Annotated in this window: 13 protein-coding genes; 6 read left to right on the top strand and 7 right to left on the bottom strand. The window is 45.7% G+C overall.

All coding sequences use genetic code 11. From position 1 onward, the window contains the following. Positions 1 to 33 precede the first annotated feature (33 nt). Positions 34 to 957 (bottom strand): HDOD domain-containing protein, encoded by a 924-nt coding sequence (locus ACVA6Q_RS11530; RefSeq protein ID WP_446647585.1) that lies wholly within the window; start codon positions 955 to 957, stop codon positions 34 to 36. A 369-nt stretch (positions 958 to 1,326) separates the two neighbouring features. Here ACVA6Q_RS11530 and ACVA6Q_RS11525 point away from each other — a divergent pair, with 369 nt between their 5' ends. Beyond that, positions 1,327 to 1,920, top strand: coding sequence for a TfoX/Sxy family DNA transformation protein (locus ACVA6Q_RS11525; protein WP_353498595.1), 594 nt, complete (start codon positions 1,327 to 1,329; stop codon positions 1,918 to 1,920). 102 nt (positions 1,921 to 2,022) lie between these two features. On the opposite strand, the gene ACVA6Q_RS11520 is transcribed toward ACVA6Q_RS11525, so the two are convergent. The 3 genes from ACVA6Q_RS11520 to ACVA6Q_RS11510 form a co-directional block, all read right to left on the bottom strand. Beyond that, positions 2,023 to 2,568, bottom strand: coding sequence for a hypothetical protein (locus tag ACVA6Q_RS11520; protein WP_353498596.1), 546 nt, complete (start codon positions 2,566 to 2,568; stop codon positions 2,023 to 2,025). Positions 2,569 to 2,857: 289 nt separating this feature from the next. Then, on the bottom strand, positions 2,858 to 3,355 hold the full coding sequence (locus tag ACVA6Q_RS11515; protein ID WP_446647584.1) for a response regulator: 498 nt from the start codon (positions 3,353 to 3,355) through the stop codon (positions 2,858 to 2,860). Continuing rightward, a complete protein-coding gene (locus ACVA6Q_RS11510) occupies positions 3,348 to 5,318 on the bottom strand; it encodes an ATP-binding protein (RefSeq protein WP_446647583.1) in 1,971 nt (656 codons plus the stop codon). The genes ACVA6Q_RS11515 and ACVA6Q_RS11510 overlap by 8 nt, the downstream gene beginning before the upstream one ends. 146 nt (positions 5,319 to 5,464) lie before the next feature. Between ACVA6Q_RS11510 and ACVA6Q_RS11505 the strand changes: the two genes are divergently transcribed. The 3 genes from ACVA6Q_RS11505 to ACVA6Q_RS11495 all read left to right on the top strand — a co-directional run bounded on the left by ACVA6Q_RS11505 (position 5,465) and on the right by ACVA6Q_RS11495 (position 9,437). Then, on the top strand, positions 5,465 to 6,745 hold the full coding sequence (locus ACVA6Q_RS11505; protein ID WP_446647582.1) for a DUF945 family protein: 1,281 nt from the start codon (positions 5,465 to 5,467) through the stop codon (positions 6,743 to 6,745). 130 nt (positions 6,746 to 6,875) lie between these two features. Beyond that, positions 6,876 to 7,970, top strand: a complete 1,095-nt coding sequence (gene serC / locus ACVA6Q_RS11500; RefSeq protein WP_446647581.1) for a 3-phosphoserine/phosphohydroxythreonine transaminase — start codon at positions 6,876 to 6,878, stop codon at positions 7,968 to 7,970. A gap of 171 nt (positions 7,971 to 8,141) precedes the next feature. After that, positions 8,142 to 9,437: a hemolysin family protein gene (locus ACVA6Q_RS11495; protein ID WP_446647580.1), complete on the top strand. Its 1,296-nt coding sequence runs from the start codon at positions 8,142 to 8,144 to the stop codon at positions 9,435 to 9,437. Positions 9,438 to 9,539: 102 nt separating this feature from the next. Here the strand turns inward: ACVA6Q_RS11495 and cydC are convergent, their stop codons facing one another. The 3 genes from cydC to trxB form a co-directional block, all read right to left on the bottom strand. Beyond that, positions 9,540 to 11,261, bottom strand: a complete 1,722-nt coding sequence (gene cydC / locus ACVA6Q_RS11490) for a heme ABC transporter ATP-binding protein/permease CydC (RefSeq protein WP_446647579.1) — start codon at positions 11,259 to 11,261, stop codon at positions 9,540 to 9,542. Further along, positions 11,254 to 13,041 carry a heme ABC transporter permease/ATP-binding protein CydD gene (gene cydD / locus ACVA6Q_RS11485; RefSeq protein WP_446647578.1) on the bottom strand — a complete coding sequence of 596 codons (1,788 nt, stop codon included), beginning with the start codon at positions 13,039 to 13,041 and terminating at the stop codon, positions 11,254 to 11,256. The genes cydC and cydD overlap by 8 nt, the downstream gene beginning before the upstream one ends. 122 nt (positions 13,042 to 13,163) lie before the next feature. Then, positions 13,164 to 14,120: a thioredoxin-disulfide reductase gene (trxB, locus tag ACVA6Q_RS11480; RefSeq protein ID WP_446647577.1), complete on the bottom strand. Its 957-nt coding sequence runs from the start codon at positions 14,118 to 14,120 to the stop codon at positions 13,164 to 13,166. A gap of 522 nt (positions 14,121 to 14,642) precedes the next feature. Here trxB and ACVA6Q_RS11475 point away from each other — a divergent pair. Further along, entirely contained in the window at positions 14,643 to 15,299 is a 657-nt protein-coding gene (locus tag ACVA6Q_RS11475) for a 2OG-Fe dioxygenase family protein (RefSeq protein WP_353498682.1), read from the top strand. Continuing rightward, positions 15,283 to 16,506: a cysteine desulfurase-like protein gene (locus ACVA6Q_RS11470; RefSeq protein WP_446647576.1), complete on the top strand. Its 1,224-nt coding sequence runs from the start codon at positions 15,283 to 15,285 to the stop codon at positions 16,504 to 16,506. Before ACVA6Q_RS11475 ends, ACVA6Q_RS11470 begins: the two co-directional genes overlap by 17 nt. Positions 16,507 to 16,526 lie beyond the last annotated feature (20 nt).

Below are 16,526 nucleotides of genomic sequence, written 5' to 3'. Positions count from 1 at the left end.
CATACCTATTGATAGAAACGCCGAGTGGCTGAACTACATACCAGTGGAGTGGATGACTTCAGCAATTTTGTCCTGAAAATCTTGCTCGCTTAATGACGTTAATTGATACATCACGTCTGCACCATCTACATTAATCTCCACTTCGTGCTCTTCTAACGCATCGTGATCTTGTCTGCGGAACAGTAAAATATGGTTGGCAATGCGAGCAACGTCGAGATACGACACTTCTGGGCGCTCTATCTGCTTAACTCGGTTGGAAGCAACTTCGATAAAATCGCAGTCAAATCCCCAAGTATCAAGAACCTGTTCACTTGTTAGTGAGCAGCGTGATTGGAAAATCTGCATAGCAAGATCAGGGTTTAAGTAGTTGCCCTTTTCTAAATAGAGGTGGTACTCGTTGACTAAGCAAAATAGGCCGATATCCGCGAGGAAGCCGACCAATAAGGATTTGTCTTGCTCTAGGTGCACATACTGTTCGTTAGAAATCTCATGAAATTTTCGAGTTACCATCACCATCACAGCCGCCAACTCGCGCGACACCTTCGCACTATTGACCAATACTTCGTGGCATTCATCTGTTAAGTGAACAGAATGCTTAAGTAGTTCGATGGATTGAGCGGTCACAATATCGCGAACGCGGTAGATGCCCAATCTTGAGACCGCCGTATTGAGGTCATTACAAGTGATATTGCGGCGATTAAATATGACTGAGTTAGCAACTTTAAGGACGGTTGCTGCAAGTCCAGGGTCTTCTAGTAGGCACTCCGCTATGTCAGCAACACCTGTGGATTCATCGTTACAAAGAGCTTGTATCTTTAGTACGACTTCAGAGATGGGTGGGAGAGTGATCTTCCCAGTATTGATAGATTGCTCGACTAAGTCTGCAAATTCCGTTTCGAGGCTTTCGATGAACAGCTGTTGGTTCTCTGGTAGCCAATAAAAAGATAAGTGGTTCATAAATATTCGAGAGGTTAAGCGATGGAGTCAGTGTACCTGCGCCGGTCTGCAATTGACAATAAGATTAGTGATTTAAATTGGTGCAGTTGAATCGTTTGCTGTTTAGAACATCATTCAATTGCATACTCTAGTGCAATTGGTTGTGTATAGTGCTACTTTGTGAAGTGACTCGCAAATGTTTTTTGGATAACTCGCACAACTGTGACATTGAGCCAGACTTAATTTGCAATGTGAACTATTATAAAAACATATAAAAAAGCCCGGCATTTTATACCACTATAGATTGACCGAGCTGATAACAAATTTGATTTTTTTAGCTGCTATTTCTGGTGATCGATTAATCGGGGTAAAGATTAAGGATCAAAGGAAATGATAGAGCAATCTTTTTACAACTACACGACTCAATTTGGCGAATCGCAAAAACGTTCGATGTTTGGTGGCACTGGGCTCTTCAAGGACGGCGCCATGTACGCATTGATTAGTAACAGTAAAGTGTTTATCCGTGGAGGAAAGGGCTTAGACTCTAAACTTCATGGTCTACAATGCGAGAAATTTCGTCATGTGAAAAAACAATCAACTGCGACGGTAAACTATTACGACATAACCCACTTATTTGAACAGCAAGCTCCTGAGCTTAAGGATTTAGTTCAAAACTCAATCGATAACTCAGTTGATCAGCATTGCAGTAAGAACGCGGTCGAGAATCGCCGTTTGCGAGATTTGCCAAACATGCAACTCACGTTAGAGCGCATGGTCAAGAAGTCGGGTATTAAAGATGTAAAAACATTTTTGGAGCTAGGAGCACCAAGAGTGTTTAATCGAGTGAAGCGCACTTATGGCAACGATGTCGATGTTAAGTTGTTGTGGAAATTCGCCGGTGCAGTAGATGGGGTACATTGGAAGTTAATCCAAGATCCAATGAAGCAACGTTTATTGGAGCATTGTTCACAAATAGAACAGTGATTGCTGTAGCGTAATGATTGAAATAGAAAGGGATTGATACAAAAAGAGGCCGTGTTGTTAAAACAGCGGCCTCTTTTTTCATCGCTAAGCCAGTAAATAAAATTAGAACGCGAAGCGCGCTGTAAACATTAGCTGGTCACCGTAGATGTGGTTAATGCGACCTTCAAGACCTAGAGAGAATAGCTCGGTAGAGTGGAAACGACCGTATACAGAACCCATCCAACGATCTTTGTCACCAACGTTTAAGTAACCCGCTTTACCGCCGATTTCCAGCTGTGGACCAAGCCATTGACGTACACCCAAGTTAACTTCCATACCGGTGTCAGTTTTGTGGTGATCGCCACTGTCGTGGATGTGCGCTAGCATTTCACCAGTGAAGTCCGCCCAGTTGTTGACTGGAGCATGGAAACCAACACCACCAGAGAAGTCGTAGTCGCCTTCAAATTTAGAATCGATGCTACCAACGATATGAGCATTTGGGTGAATCGACTTACTGATAGCCGCACCAAACGTCATTGGGCTTGCACCAATTCGAGCTTCTGCGTAGTCGTAGCTGAAGTTACTCATCGTAGCTCGTTGCTCTTCTTGGTTTGCGAATGCTTGCTGCGAAGCGATAACCATCAGAGCAGCTAATAGAGTTTTGCGCATAGTGTCTCTAAACCTTTTTGTTTGAACTTAATTCCATGACCATAAGAGTGCACGTCGCTAGATGCTTATGGCAACTTAAAGTATCCCGCTATGATAAATCAAATTCCCCTTACTGCTCCAACAAAAAGTGCTTCTAACGGGGGCAAAACCTCAAAAATTGACAATGTCATACATATTTCAACCAATAATGGGGCTTTGTGTAAGGAAATGGTAATAAAAAAGGGAGCTATCAAACGCATAACTCCCTAAGTCGTGGCGATTTATTTGACTAATGTGACAATAACAGTCTCTACTCGCCAAAGTTGATGCGATTGTCTGAGATCGCATTGAATATTCGTTCTGTATCCAGCACTCTTGCCCAAGGCATTAAGTCTTGAGTGTTAGCAATCATATAGTCCGTGAGCTGCTGCTTTACTACTGCTCGTAGTTCATCGCCTTTCCATGGTTTACTGATATAAAAGTCCAGACAAGCATGATTCACTGCCTCAATAGTATCTTCATGGCCAGCCTGTCCGGTAAGGAGCACTTTTTTACATGACTTAGCGTGTTCATCTTCACTGAGTTCAATAAGGAAACTGACGCCAGTTTGCTCTGGCATGATATGGTCGCAAAGAATTAACGCTAATCTAGCCCCATCACGAGTATGGTCGGCGATCACTTCTCTCGCTTCGTCGACCGATTCAGCGCCTTCAACGATAAAGTGCTCTTCGAAATCATCCAAATCCTGCAACACACTATCGAGTACTTCGCGCTCATCATCGACACATAAAATTAGATATTCAGTCATAGTGGTGCTCCTTGGTTAGTTTCTGTTGTGTGACAGGTATGTACACGGCCATATTGGTGTATTTGCCAACTTCTGATGTCGCTTCAATCCATCCTTGATGTTGAGCCAATATTTGCTGACAGATGGACAGCCCAATCCCTAAACCGAAGTTACCTTCACGCTTGGTGGTGTAGTTAAGTTCAAAAATACGCTCGAGCTGTGCCTGAGGGATCCCGCAGCCGTTGTCAATGAACTCAAAGCAGTTGTAAAAAACATCATCTCGAGAAACTTGACTACTGCGTATCGTGAGTTCGCCTTTCTCGGGTAGAGCATCGAGCGCATTGGATATGAGGTTGGTCCATACTTGCTGCAAAGTGATGGGCTTACAAAATATCTCAGGTAGCGATCCGTACTCTTTAATTAGGCTGTGGCGCTTGAGACGGTTTTCAAAGATAACTAACGTATCTTCAATGCCTTCATGTAAATCGACTCGCTCGTAAGATTCATTATCTTGTCTCGAATATCCTTTGAGGCTTTTGACCATATCAGCGATGCGCTGAGCACAAACTTGAATGGATCGCAGCGTGGTACCGGTAGCTTGAAAACGTTCAAGCTTGCTAAGAGTCTCGGCAAGTTTCGCTGGATTCGTTATGGCTTGCTTGAGCAGCGCATCGTTGTCGTGAAGGTCGAGGTTCACAAGACGCTTTGCTATGCGTCTATCGCCAATTCGTTCGTTTAGCTCTTTTGAGCGCAGTCTGAGCTCTGAGGTCGAAAGCGGTGAAGAGTGTCTGGACTGTTTGAGTACCTCAAGGCCAATATCAAATGTATTGTCTTCATGTTTGGTGTTGAGTATCTCATCGACTTTTATTGATAAGGTTTCGGCGCCGCGCAAAATTGCAGACACAGGGTTATTGAGCTCGTGGGCAACGCCTGCGACGAGTTGGCCTAGCATGGCCATTTTCTCTTGTTCGATGAGTTGCTGGTGTGCCGACTCCAGTGACTCCAACGTTTTCTGGAGCTCGAGTTTGGTATTAATGCTTCTTTGTAGGCGGCGGTTGAAGTGGCGCAGCAACAAGTTGGTGAATAGGGGCAATAGGTCGGTATTAGAGTGCATTACCTGAGTGAATACGGTTCGGTCGAGCTTCACTACTTTAGTTGGGGTTAACGTCATTGCAGTGGAGAAAGATTGCTCGCCAGTAACAAATGACATTCCGCCAACTATGCCACCTCTGCTATGTCTTACCACCTCTCGCTGTTGGCCGATATCGTCTTTCTTATATAAAGCAACGTGTCCTTCAACAATAAACCACAAGAATTGGTTCGATTGTCCTTCGGCGGTAAGAAGGTGCTCTGCTGAATATTGCCTAACCGCGCGTGTTTCGTCTTTTTCAGCAAAAAATGCCAATAGCGCTTCGATGACTTGTACAGCGAGCTCGTTGTCAGACAGCTCATGAAAGTCATGAATAAAGCTGGCACGATAAGAGTGCATTTTATTTTCAATATGAGCGCGCAAGATCTTTTGCTGATCAAGGACTTTTCCAAAATCAAGAAGCTGGTCTTTCTCATGGTGTACGACATATTGCGTGAGCTCTTTGACCACCGTTTTGTGCAAACTTACTTGTTCGATAGGGTAGGTTAGGCAGTGATCCAGCCGGCCTTCGTTCACTGCGTTTAAGATAGCTTGAATATCGATAGAGTCGGTTTTGCTGATGAGTATTTTTCGCGCCGACTGTGCGTGAGCGGATTGCTCCAGCTGAATCAGGAACTCCCCACCATCAAAAAGACGACTGTGGCGTGCGATGACCATTGCAAGGTGCTGCCCTTGCCGGCCGATTTGCTGCACGAGATCGTGCCCCTCGGAAATCGAGGTCGCCAAATGAATGTCGAAATGCGATTGGTACAAAGATAGCTCGGTATCCAGCTTGTCGAGATTAGCGAAATCGCTATCTAAACACAGTACTGCGTATCGATTGTTTTGCGTCATTGCTCAGCTTATCTCATCAGTCATGATTGATTTTAATATATCAATAAAAAGCAGAGGGTTATGAGAAGTAGGTATGAGATTGGAGATCCTAGCGAGTTGAGTTAGACTGAATGAAATACACTTCACAAACTGTTTAAGTTATCTCTATGAATCAACTAAAGAAGTATGGCGCTATTGGCGGCGCTGTAGCCTTGGTATTGTGCTGGCCTTTAGCGGTCGGGCACATAGGACAAAAAGTCGTTGAAGACGGCGTCGCCCAGCTAAACAATGAAGGCGTGAGCGCCGAGATTGTCTCCTACGATCGAAGCTATTTGTCATCAGTAGTAGAAACGCGCTACCAGGTACAAGATCCTGTGTTAAAGGAGCAGCTAGAAGTCGATGGCTTGCCGACTGAGCTTGTTGTGAAAAGCGATATTAGCCATGGATTGTTCAGCCTTTCGGCGAACTCAGTATTGGAAAATTTCCCTGATTTTCCGCTACAAATGAAGACGGTGACTCAGCTCAATGGCAACACCGAGTTTGAGATGACACTGGACAGCTGGAGTTACCAAGGCAACGAGCAGCAAACGGTAAGCATGTCGATTTCTCCGTCTGTGATCACAGGTACTGCTACAGTACTTGGCAAGATGACCTTCCAAGCCAATGTTCCTTCGATTCAACTCGATTTTGAGAATGGAGAGCAGCTACGCATTACAGATGTTGTGGGTAACGGCGTGGGAGTGAAAGAAAACGGCTTTTGGCTGGGTGAGCAAAGTGCATCGATGAAGCACTTTACCATTTTGGATCAGAACCACCAAAGTCTGTTTGATATCGATTCTATGGGGTACACCTTCAAATCGTCTCTCAATACTGAAACGGATCGCATTGATACACAGCATATTTTTGATTTGGCTCAGCTAACTTACCCTGAAGGTGGAGAGCTCAGCGATCTGAATATCGATTTTGCTCTCAATTCCTTAGATCGAGCGTCATTTGAAGGCTTGGTGGATGTGTATCAATCGAACCCGTCAATGGCACAAGCGGACATCAATGTTCTAGCACCATTAATCGAGACACTGTTCGCTCGTGGCTTCCAAGTGTCGATGAATGACATGCACTTTAAAATAGCTGAAGAAGAGTTCAAATCTAAGTGGTTGTTAGAAGTACCAGAAGGGACAGACAACGTGTCTCGCGACCCAAGTGTGGTGATGCCGGCTATTCAGGGCAATATGAATGCTTACATGTCACAAGGTATGATTAATGCCCATCCGATGTTGGCTCAGGGGGTTGATGAGCTGGTGGTCATGGATATGGTTCAGCAAAAAGAAGCGGGCTACCAGTTGGATGCCAATATTGAAGCGGGTCAGTTGGTGTTTGCCAACGGTCAACGTATTCCGTTGATTGCATTATTCCTGCCATTGCTCATGGGACAGCCGATGGGGCAATAAACGCGACTAGCGTAATTTTTCACCCGTCAAAAGAAAAGAGGCCATGTGCCTCTTTTCTTGCTTTTTATCTCTTTGAAAACGTGATATTACTTGTGGCTCGATTAAGTATTTTGTTAGGAGTAATGGGGTCATGGAGCCGATGTCAGAGAACGTATTCAATTTCAGTGCAGGACCAGCTGGGTTGCCGCGAGATGTATTAAAAAAAGCGCAATCGGAGCTGCTTGATTGGAACGACTTGGGTACGTCGGTTATGGAGATCAGCCACCGAAGTAAGCCGTTTATTCAGGTTGCAGAAGAGGCGGAACAAGATTTAAGAGATCTGCTAAATATCCCTTCAAATTACAAAGTACTGTTCTGTCAGGGTGGTGCTCGTGCTCAATTCTCAGCGGTACCACTCAACCTGCTTGGCGGTAAGCGAAAGGCGACGTACATCGACGCAGGCTACTGGGCACAAAGTGCGGTAGAAGAAGCGCAAAAATACTGTACACCTATCGTACATCAGGCGAAAACTGAGATTGACGGTAAAACCGCAGTACAGCCAGTGAGTGAATGGGTGATTGACCCGGATTCGGCTTACGTCCATTTCTGTCCAAATGAGACCATCGACGGCATCGAAATTAATGAACTGCCGCAAACCGATTTACCAATCGTTGCTGATATGTCTTCGACCATTTTGTCGCGCGAAATCGATGTGAGTCAGTATGGTGTCATTTATGCGGGCGCTCAAAAGAACATTGGTCCTGCCGGTATTTGTATTGCCATCGTACGTGATGATTTGCTTGAGCTTGCAAGCGACGTACTACCAACGTTCCTGAACTACAAAGTTCTCGCTGAAAAAGAGTCGATGTATAACACGCCTCCAACGTTTGCATGGTACTTATCTGGTTTGGTCTTCAAGTGGTTGAAAGAGCTGGGTGGTGTTCAAGCTATCGAGCGTATTAACCGTGAAAAAGCAGCCATTCTTTACGATTACATCGATGCGTCGCCGTTTTACAAGAACCAAGTACACAGCGACAACCGTTCACTCATGAATGTGCCATTCCAATTGGCGAAACCTGAGCTAGACGAAAAGTTCCTAGAATTGGCTGATGAACGTGGTCTGCGTGCGCTCAAAGGGCACCGTGCAGTTGGTGGTATGCGTGCATCTATTTACAACGCGATGCCGCTAGAAGGTGTGCAAGCACTCGTCGACTTTATGAAAGAATTCGAACAGCAATACGCTTAATTGCTCGTATTTACCTTCATTTGTTAGTCAAAAGCCGCGTTCATTACGCGGCTTTTTCGATCTCATTCAACAATCTTCTTCTATCTTTACCATAAAATATCCGATAACCGCTTGGTCACGGAACATGCGACTATTCATATTCTTAGTACACATTCACAGTGATAACACATTATGGATATATTAATTCTTTTCGGCTTAATAGCACTTAACGGTTTGTTTGCGATGTCGGAAATAGCGCTGGTGGCGGCTAAAAGCAGCCGACTGCGAATGCTAGCCGATCATCATGGTGCAGCGCAGGTGGCGCTAAAGCTCAAAGATGATCCGACGATTTTCCTCTCCACGATACAAATTGGTATTACTGCCATTGGTATTCTCAGCGGTATTTGGGGGGAAGCTGTGCTTTCTGCACCCATCATGCATTGGTTGGTCAGTATCGGAATGGAACCAGAGTTAGCAAGTTTGCTTGCGACGACGGGCGTGGTATTGGTCATCACCTATTTTGCGATTGTCGTTGGTGAGTTGGTGCCAAAACGAATAGCGCAAAATAATGCAGAGCGTATTGCGTTGGTTGTTGCGTACCCAATCCATTGGTTGTCTATAGCGACCAAACCATTTGTGTTGCTGTTGACGCTGTCGACTAATTTGATGTTAAAACTGTTGGGTCAGAAGAATAATAATAGTGACGCTGTCACAGAGGAAGACATTGTAGCCTTGGTCAAAGAAGGCTCTGAAAGCGGGGTGATTGAACACCAAGAGCAGGAGATGATAGCCAACTTGCTGCAACTGAATGACCGCTTTGTAACCTCATTGATGACGCCGCGATGTGACATTCACTATCTAGACATCGACCAACCACTTGCTGAAATCCTCAAACATCTTCGTCAAACGAAACATTCAGTGTGGCCTGTCTGTCGGGGTGGTTTGGACAATTTGATTGGTACTATCTCATCAAAAGTATTGCTCGATGAGTACAGTGAACTGTCGATTGGACGTTTGGTCAAACTATTGCGTAAGCCAAGGTTTGTACCTGAATCTATGAAAGGGTTGTCACTGCTAAGCTATATGCAGCAGACGAGCTGTGAAATGACGTTCCTTGTGGATGAGTATGGTGACATTCAGGGGCTTGTGACGCATCACGATTTGCTTACCTCGATTGCCGGTGAATTAGCCATGACGACACAGCATATTTGGGCACGAAAATGCAAAGATGGCAGTTGGCAACTAGACGGCCTCATCCCAATCGCTGTTTTCAAAAGCAAGTTGAACATTAGTGAACTCGAAGGAGAGGGCAGTGAAGGCTTCCAGACACTAAATGGGTTTCTCACTTGGCTTTCGGGTCGTCTTCCAGAGGAGGGAGAAGCGATTTACTATCAACGATTCGTGTTTGAAGTGATGTCGGTTAAAAATAACCGAATTACTCAAGTCAAGGTTCACGAAGTTGTGCTTGAACAAGAGGGAGAGCATTAGGCTCTATCGGGTAGATAAACAAAAGCCCTGGACAACTAACTGTGCAGGGCTTTTTTATTCGTGCTAGATAGCGAGCCTAAAGGACTGCTACGTTTTCAAGGATTACAATGTCTGATGCAGCTCGAAATAGCGACCTTTACGGCTAAGAAGCTCATCATGATGACCAAGTTCAAGTACCTCGCCATCTTCAAGCAAACAGACTTGGTCGAATGACTCTAGGCTCACTAATCGGTGAGTGATAAATACCACGGTTTTGCCGATAAACTGAGTCTCAAACAGTGCCATGATCTGTTGCTCGGTCTTTTTATCTAGACCTTCCGTTGGCTCATCTAATAGCAGTATAGGGGCATCATGCAGTAGGGCACGTGCAATACCGACACGTCGCTTTTCACCACCTGATAGTTGACGACCGCCTTCACCCAGCCAAGCGTCTAAGCCTGTTTCTTCCGTTAGATGTCCAAGATCGACGTTGACGAGCGCAGCGGTTAACTCTTCATCAGTGGCATCTGGTTTTGCCATTGAGAGGTTGTCACGGAGCGTACCATTAAGAATGTCCACTTTCTGACTGACAACGCTGGTTGATTGACGAAGCTGTGCTTCACTCCAAGATTGAATGTTCTCTCTCGCGAGTTCAATCGACCCTTTTTGGACATCCCAGTAACGTGTGATGAGCTGCAATAGTGTTGATTTGCCTGATCCCGTTTGTCCAACGACAGCGAGCTTCTGACCCGCAGGGACGTCAAGATCAATTTCTCGCAGTGCCATCTGGCTTGCACCAGGATAGCTAAAGCTTGCTTGGTTCAGTTTGATTGAGTAAGCATCGCTGTGTGCGGTGTCTTCCTTTGGGAAGGTCACATCAGGTTTGGCTAGGATGACCTCGTTCAAGCGCTTCGCCGAGGTTAAGGTTTGTCCTAGGTATTGGAATGCACCCGCAATTGGCATCAGCAATTCAAAACTTGCCATAGTTGCGAATGCCATCAAGGCGATAAGCGGATCTGGCTGGTTACCACCGACACCGTCTGCGGCAAGCCACAACATAAGAATAAGTAGCCAGCCGTTCGCAAGGATTAGTAGACCCTGTGCGAGTCCAGATATTTTTGCGTGAACGAACTGGTTTTTAATCAGCTCATCTTGCGCGCTAAGGATAGCGTTGCGGTAACGAGACTCTGCTCCGAATAAGGTCAGCTCACTGTAACCTTGGAGCCAATCAAGCGTTTTGATGCGCAGTTCGGCTTTGTTTAGTGTCAGTGCTTCACCGTTTTTCTTACCGAGTCGATAGAATACCGTTGGCCAGATGAGCAGTAGTAGCATCAAAACTGCGCCCAGCGTCAAACCAAGGGCAGCGTCAAACCAGCAAAGGACTGCGGTTAAACACAAGATGCCAAATGCACCAACCACCATTGGGCTAATCAGTCGCAAATAAACATGATCCATGGCATCAACGTCGGCAACCAAACGGTTGAGCATGTCCGCGTCGCGAATGTTGACCGCTTTTCCAGGGATCAGTGGTGCCAGTTTCTTAAAGAAAAAGATGCGCAGATCGGTAAGCAGCTTAAAGGTAGCGTTGTGGCTAACCACACGCTCTCCCCAGCGACCAGCGGTTCTCGCCATTGCCGCGCCACGAACGCCTGCTCCAGGCAACATGTAGTTGAAGGTTTCTCTTGCTATGGTTAGGCCAGCAACGGCAGAAGCCGAAATAAACCAACCAGAAAGCGTTAGCAGACCAATGGAGGCAAACAAGGTACAAAATGCCAATACCATGCCAAGCGATAGACCAAACCAGTGCTTTTTATATAATTTCAAATAAGGGAGTAGGTCACGCATCTAGATTCCCCTTATCTTGGGATTTGGCGGAGTGGTGTGCCGACAACATGCTTTGGAACAGCCCCGGCTGTTTGGCTAGCACATCATAGTTGCCTTGCTGCTCAATTTGTCCTTGATTCATCACTAAGATGGAATCGACATCTTTAAGTTGAGAAAGCTGGTGGGTAACCATTAGCGTTGTTTTGCCGGCCGTGGAAGTATGTAGCCCTTGAGTCACTAATCGTTCACTCTTTGCATCTAGGCTTGCAGTTGGTTCATCAAGTAACCAGAATCGGCCATTTTGAACCATAGCACGTGCCAGAGCCAATCGCTGCGCCTGACCAACTGACAGACCACCTGAGCGATCTGTTACCTGATAACTGAGACCATGCTTTTCGACAAACTCAGCAGAGAAAGAGGCCAGAAGCGCATCATTCACTTGAGTATCGCTAACGTTTGGATTACCCAAAGTCACGTTGTCTAGGATAGAACCATGCAGCAGCATAGGGTTTTGACCGACCCAACTAATGGCATCACGCCATGTTGACTGGTCTACCTCTTTAAGCTCAATGTTGTTGACTTTTAGTGACCCTTGGTAAGGCAAAAATCCTAAAATTGCATTGATTAGGCTAGTTTTACCTGCGCCGCTAGGCCCAACCAATGCGGTTGCCTGATTAGCATTGAGAGTAAACGAAATAGGCCCCACTAGTTTAGTGCCATCTGGACTAAAGACTTCTAGGTGTTCAGCTTGAATGGTCACCGCTTGTTTAGCATCAAGCTTAGTGTTGCCATTTGGCAGTGCAGGCACTTCAAGCTCTAGAAACTCGACAATGCTTTCTGCTGCACCAACTGCTTGGGCTTTAGCGTGGTAGAAGGTGCCAAGATCGCGTAGCGGTTGATAAAACTCAGGCGCGAGGATCAAGATAAAGAGACCCGCGAACAGCGTTACGCCTAAACCATAGTGTCCAAAGTTCAGTTCACCGATATAGCTAAAGCCAAAATACACAGCGGTGATAGCGATAGAGATTGAGGTGAAAAATTCAAGAACGGCAGAAGAGAGGAATGCGAGACGCAGTACATCCATAGTGCGCTTTCGAAAAACTTCTGAAGCGCCATGCAGCACTTCAGTTTCTGCTTTAGTGCGGTTGAATAGGCGGATTGTTGTCATGGACTGCAAGCGGTCATAAAAGTGACCAGATAGGCGTTGCAGAGCCTTGAAGTTTTTTCGGTTAGCATCCGCTGCTTTCATTCCCACTAGCGCCATAAACATAGGAACTAATGGAGCCGTGACCAAGAAAATAAGCCCCGCTGCCCAGTTTATTGGGAAGACAACGATCAAAATGATAAAGGGAACGGCAACTGCGAGAGACATCTGTGGAAGGTACTTGGAGAAGAACTCTTGCATTTCTTCTACTTGTTCAAGAACCAGCGTTGCCCAGGTTCCTGCAGGTTTACCTTTGATGTAGCTAGGACCAAGCTGTCTTAGCTTGTCGAGTATGAGCTGACGAATGTAAATCCGGACTTGTTCACCACATTTGAATCCAGCAATTTCTCTGCCCCAAGCACAAGCAGCGCGGCCAGCAACGGCGACCATTAGGCCGGCAAAATGTGGGATCAGTTCGTGTTTATCGACTTGATCGATAATAAGTTGATGAAGGATGGTGGCGATGAGCGCAGCTTGCGCCAAAAGGAACAGACTTGAAAGAACGCCGAGCCCTATTGCAATCATAAGCCAGCGCTTGGCAAGCTTACTTTGCTGTTTGAGCCACTTATTCAAGCTCCGTTGTTTTTTCTTATCCATGTAGAAGGCTTAATGAGTATTATTATTAGTAGAACCAGCGATTATACAAAAAGAAACCCAGAGGGGGTACCTATGGGTTTTCAATTTTCGATATTGGTATGCTGATAGGAGGTGAGAGCGACTTATGACTCTTCCGCGTCTAGGAATCGCTCTGCATCAAGTGCAGCCATACAGCCAGTACCAGCTGAGGTAATTGCTTGGCGGTAGTTATGATCCATCACATCACCTGCGGCATAGATGCCAGGAATACTGGTTTGGGTTGCGTTGCCATTAAGGCCTGAATGCACCACGATGTAACCGTTGTTCATCTCTAGCTGACCTTCAAAAAGCGCCGTGTTTGGTTGGTGACCAATCGCAATAAATGCGCCCATGACATCGACCGTTTCAACAAGATCGGATTGGGTGTCTTTAATACGAACGCCTGTTACTCCCATATCATCACCCACCACTTCTTCAAGAGTACGGTCTGTGTGAAGGATGATGTTGCCATTTTCGACTTTGTCCATTAAGCGCTTCACCAAAATCTTTTCTGCGCGGAAGCTATCACGGCGATGCACTAAGTGCACTTCTGATGCAATATTGGAAAGATATAAAGCTTCTTCAACGGCTGTATTGCCACCACCAACGACCGCCACTTTTTGGTTGCGGTAAAAGAAACCATCGCAAGTTGCGCAAGCCGATACGCCGCGGCCTTTGAATGCTTCTTCAGAGTCCAGACCCAAATATTTCGCTGATGCACCCGTTGAGATGATAACTGCATCTGCCGTGTAGCTTTGGCTGTCACCAAATAGCTTGAAAGGGCGTTCGCTAAAGTCCACGTTATTGATGTGATCGAAGATAATTTCAGTGTCGAACTTCTCTGCGTGGGCTTGCATGCGCTCCATGAGTAGAGGGCCGGTCAGGCCTTCCGCATCACCAGGCCAGTTTTCGACTTCTGTCGTTGTTGTAAGCTGTCCACCTTGCTGCATGCCAGTAACTAATACAGGTTCAAGGTTAGCGCGAGCCGCATAAACTGCAGCGGTATAACCAGCAGGGCCTGAACCTAGGATCAGCAATTTACAGTGTTTTGTGTCAGCCATAGTTTTATCTCACTTTCTCAATTCTTATCAACATCAGTAATGGATGTAGCTTTGCTTCCTAATATATTGGGGTTAGGGGGCAGGAATCAACACTAGATTTGTGCTGTCTGTTGTTATTTTGCTCACTCAGTTCGATAAACGCAGTCGAGAGGCGCGGATTGTCTCTAGTTTTGTAAGTAGCCTTATTTTTGATGTGGTTTAACTCTCTGTTAATCTGGATTTTATTAGTGCTTTGTACTGAAAGTTGATGCAAAAGATCATCGAAAGATACATAACTCTGGCCTGCTGTTTTTGAGGGTAATTTTGACCTAGTGAAGTGTTCTATATTTTGGAGTGGTCAATATCAATGAGCGGTGTTATATACTAATAAATTAAAGTCATATGGGTTATTGTATCTTATTGTTGTTTGAATTGGATTTAAGTGCTGTAAAAAGTTGATCTGGCAGAATGATTGGTATTTAATGACTTGTAAATAAAATGTAAACAAAAGATGTTGCAGCATAACAAGGAAAGGAGTTAATGATGCTACACACCAGTGAAAGTACCTTACATCTTACTAGTCTCAGTGGTCGCGCTATTGAGCAGCTTGCACCAACATTTTCAACTCTACCTAATACTCAACATGCGGACGGACAATACCGTTTACGCCGCTATTCGGTTATACAGCACCTTGATGGCAAGATTGTCGATACGGGGTTGAGCAGCTTTGTACAGTCAGAACACTACAATCACTTTCAAGGTGATGTAGTGAGGCAGTTTGAACCTGTTCTCGAATCGACGTTACAAAGTGATGCGATGGGCGAGCTAGTGTCTCTTTTTGCGGCGACGAATAGCTTGCCTAATGGACAAGAGATTGAGATTCACCAGATCCGTATCGCGGCGCTTTATGATGAAACCGAAGTCGCACCGGAAGGCGTGCACCAAGATGGGTTTGACCATATTGCTCTTGTGGGGGTAGGTCGTCAGAACATCAGTGGTGGTGAAATCATGCTCTACAATAATCATGATGAAGCGCCGTTTTTTAAGAAAGTACTTGTTGATGGTGAAGTGGCTATTCTAGACGACGCTCGTTTGTGGCATAACGCCAAACCTATTCGTTGTGTTGATGAGCAAAGCGAAGGTTACATGGATGTATTTGTATTAACCGCAAAGGGAGCAAAACATGCACTTCACTCCTGATGAAGCGCGCCGTCAGTTCGCGGCCTTAAGCCAAATGCACAACGATAAGCCGGTCGTATTTTTGGACGGGCCGGGTGGCTCACAAGTGCCTCAGAGTGTGCTGAGTGCGATGAATGAGTATCTCGGTGCTTACAACTCTAATCTAGGTGGTCACTATTTTTCTAGCCAGCGCACTGTGGAGTTGGTGGGGCTTGCCAGAGATTGTGGCCGTGATCTTTTAAACGCGCCAAGTGCCGACAATATTGTATTTGGCGCCAATATGACATCGCTGACATTTCAATTGAGTCGTGCGATTGCCAGAGATTGGCAGCAGGGTGATGAAGTGATTGTGACGGCGCTCGATCATTATTCTAATGTGTCCAGCTGGCAGCAAGCTGCGGAAGATCGAGGCGCCGTTGTTAAGCAAGCGAAGGTAAATGCTCAGGATTGTTCAGTCGATTTGGAGCACTTTGAATCCTTACTATCAGATAAAACTAAGTTGGTAGCTGTAACCTATGCCTCAAACACAACAGGGACGATTACCGATATCAAGCGCATAGTTGAGTTGGCGAAGCAATACGATGCGGCGGTTTATGTAGATGCTGTGCATTACGCGCCTCACAGCCTTATTGATGTACAAGCGTTAGGCTGTGACTTTTTGGCTTGCTCAGCTTACAAATTCTTTGGTCCACATTTGGGAGTGGCTTACATCAGCTCTGATTGGCTGCAGACGCTGAGACCTTATAAAGTTGAACCGGCAACAGATATCGGCCCTGGAAGGTTTGAAACGGGTACGCAGAGTTTTGAAGCGTTAGCAGGCTTTATAGCTGCAGTTGATTATTTGGCATCTTGGGGCGAGGGAGCATCACTTCGTGAGCAGTTAATGGATGCGTTTGAATCCCTTGGTAAGCATGAGGAGCTATTGAGCCGCTATTTTTTACAGCGGTTGTCTCAAGCCAAAGGTCTTACTCTCTATGGTAGTCAAGATATCAGCCATACAGTGAGAACGCCAACGTTTGCATTGCGTTCAGACAAATATACGCCAGAGCAACTTGCGAGAGCGCTTGGTGAACAGAATATCTGCGTCTGGAATGGTCACTTTTATGCCCTAGGCCTTGTTAAACAATTAGATCTAGAAGATAAAGGGGGTGTGTTGAGAGTCGGCTTTATGCACTACAACACCTTAGAAGAAGTCGATCACTTCTTTGATGCACTTGAAAGTCTATAAATACCTCTAGAAAAACAGCC

Source organism: Vibrio sp. DNB22_10_4, from assembly GCF_052879755.1.
This window is presented reverse-complemented; position numbering and strand designations above follow the sequence as displayed.

Coding starts and splice junctions, on each gene's coding strand:
- ACVA6Q_RS11520 (WP_353498596.1), bottom strand. CDS start 2,568: ATGCGCAAAACTCTATTAGCTGCTCTGATGGTTATCGCTTCGCAGCAA.
- ACVA6Q_RS11495 (WP_446647580.1), top strand. CDS start 8,142: ATGGATATATTAATTCTTTTCGGCTTAATAGCACTTAACGGTTTGTTT.
- ACVA6Q_RS11470 (WP_446647576.1), top strand. CDS start 15,283: ATGCACTTCACTCCTGATGAAGCGCGCCGTCAGTTCGCGGCCTTAAGC.
- cydC (WP_446647579.1), bottom strand. CDS start 11,261: ATGCGTGACCTACTCCCTTATTTGAAATTATATAAAAAGCACTGGTTT.
- ACVA6Q_RS11525 (WP_353498595.1), top strand. CDS start 1,327: ATGATAGAGCAATCTTTTTACAACTACACGACTCAATTTGGCGAATCG.
- serC (WP_446647581.1), top strand. CDS start 6,876: ATGGAGCCGATGTCAGAGAACGTATTCAATTTCAGTGCAGGACCAGCT.
- ACVA6Q_RS11475 (WP_353498682.1), top strand. CDS start 14,643: ATGCTACACACCAGTGAAAGTACCTTACATCTTACTAGTCTCAGTGGT.
- cydD (WP_446647578.1), bottom strand. CDS start 13,041: ATGGATAAGAAAAAACAACGGAGCTTGAATAAGTGGCTCAAACAGCAA.
- ACVA6Q_RS11505 (WP_446647582.1), top strand. CDS start 5,465: ATGAATCAACTAAAGAAGTATGGCGCTATTGGCGGCGCTGTAGCCTTG.
- ACVA6Q_RS11510 (WP_446647583.1), bottom strand. CDS start 5,318: ATGACGCAAAACAATCGATACGCAGTACTGTGTTTAGATAGCGATTTC.
- trxB (WP_446647577.1), bottom strand. CDS start 14,120: ATGGCTGACACAAAACACTGTAAATTGCTGATCCTAGGTTCAGGCCCT.
- ACVA6Q_RS11515 (WP_446647584.1), bottom strand. CDS start 3,355: ATGACTGAATATCTAATTTTATGTGTCGATGATGAGCGCGAAGTACTC.
- ACVA6Q_RS11530 (WP_446647585.1), bottom strand. CDS start 957: ATGAACCACTTATCTTTTTATTGGCTACCAGAGAACCAACAGCTGTTC.